A 1,306-nucleotide genomic window follows, 5' to 3' on the forward strand; every position below is an offset into this window, starting at 1 on the left:
TGAAGCGCCCTGGCTTCCGTTCCGCTTTCTATGCGGGGGCCGGTGAGGGCTCCCGGGACTCAGCGTAGGCGGCCTCAACCTCGATCGGGGTCGAGTACTCGAGGGCCTGATGGAGTCGCTGGTGGTTCCACCAGTGGACCCAGTTCATCGTTGCGAACTCAACCTCGGTCATCGACGGCCACGCGGTCCGGGCGTGGATCAGCTCGGTTTTATAGAGCCCGTTGACGGTCTCGGCCAGGGCATTGTCGTAGCTGTCGCCGCGTGAGCCGACCGAGGCGGTGATCCCGGCCTCGGCGAGGTGCTCGGTGTAGCGAATGGAAACGTATTGGCTTCCTCGGTCGCTGTGATGGACCAGATCGGTGATGGCCTGGTCTTTCGCAGCGATCAGCGCGTGCTGCAGGGCCTCGAGGGGTAGGTCCTCGGTGCGCATCGTCGCCCGGGTCGCCCAGCCCGCGATCCGGCGGGAGAAGGCGTCGATGACGAACGCGGTGTAGCAGAATCCGCTGGTGGTGCGCACGTAGGTGATATCAGCGACCCAGAGCTGGTTCGGGCCGGGAGCGTGGAAGTTCCGCTCGACCAGGTCTGGCCGATGATCCGGCACCGACGCCGGTTTCGTGGTGCGGGGCTTCCGTCCCCGGACAACGCCGTGCAGGCCGGCTGTGCGCATGAGCCGGGCGCACTGGTCGCGTCCGATGTCCCAGCCCTCGCGGCGCATGGCATGCCACATCTTCCGCGCCCCATAGACGCCATAGTTCTGAGCGTGGATGCGCTTGACCTCGGGGATCAGGGTTTGGTCTCGCAGGGCACGGTCGCTGGCCGGTCTCCTCTTAGCGGCGCGGTATCCGCGTGAGGTGATGAAGCCGCCCTCGGCTGCCGCGAGGGTGCGGCAGATGAGCTCGACCCCGAACTGATCGCGGTGCAGGTCGATGAACGCGATCATTTCGTCGAGGGGCGGTCGAGCTCCGCGGCGAAAAACGCCGATGCGGACTTGAGGATCTCGTTCGCCCTGCGCAGCTCGGCGTTCTCCCGCTTGAGCCGGCGGATCTCCTCCTGCGCCTCGGTCGATCGGCCCGGCTTGGTCCCGGCATCGACGTCGGACTGCTCGATCCAGCGTCGCAGCGACTCCTTCGACACGTTCAGCTTCGGGGCGATCTCGGTGATCGCCTGGTACTGCGACAGGCCCTCCTCGGCCTCCATCCGATCGGTGACCATGCGAATGGCACGGTCCCGGAACGACTGTGGGTACTTGCTCGGCATGTTCCAATCCTCCTCGTATCAGGATCGGAACGAAACCCAGGGCGCTTCA

The 1,306-nt window shown here is 65.8% G+C and carries 1 protein-coding gene and 1 other annotated feature; the gene reads right to left on the reverse strand.

All coding sequences use genetic code 11. The features are described 5' to 3' along the window. Positions 1-28: 28 nt before the first annotated feature. Positions 29-1,257, reverse strand: a protein-coding gene (locus tag ACFQRJ_RS12585; RefSeq protein ID WP_377019485.1) for an IS3 family transposase whose coding sequence is annotated in 2 segments (ribosomal slippage) — positions 29-966 and positions 966-1,257 — 1,230 coding nt in all. Because the reading frame shifts where the segments join, the coding sequence is not laid out codon by codon here. Then, positions 877-979 (reverse strand) — a sequence feature (AL1L pseudoknot). It overlaps the preceding gene by 103 nt. Positions 1,258-1,306: the final 49 nt, after the last annotated feature.

The sequence above is a fragment of the Brachybacterium sp. GCM10030252 genome, assembly GCF_042666535.1.
Taxonomy (GTDB): domain Bacteria; phylum Actinomycetota; class Actinomycetes; order Actinomycetales; family Dermabacteraceae; genus Brachybacterium.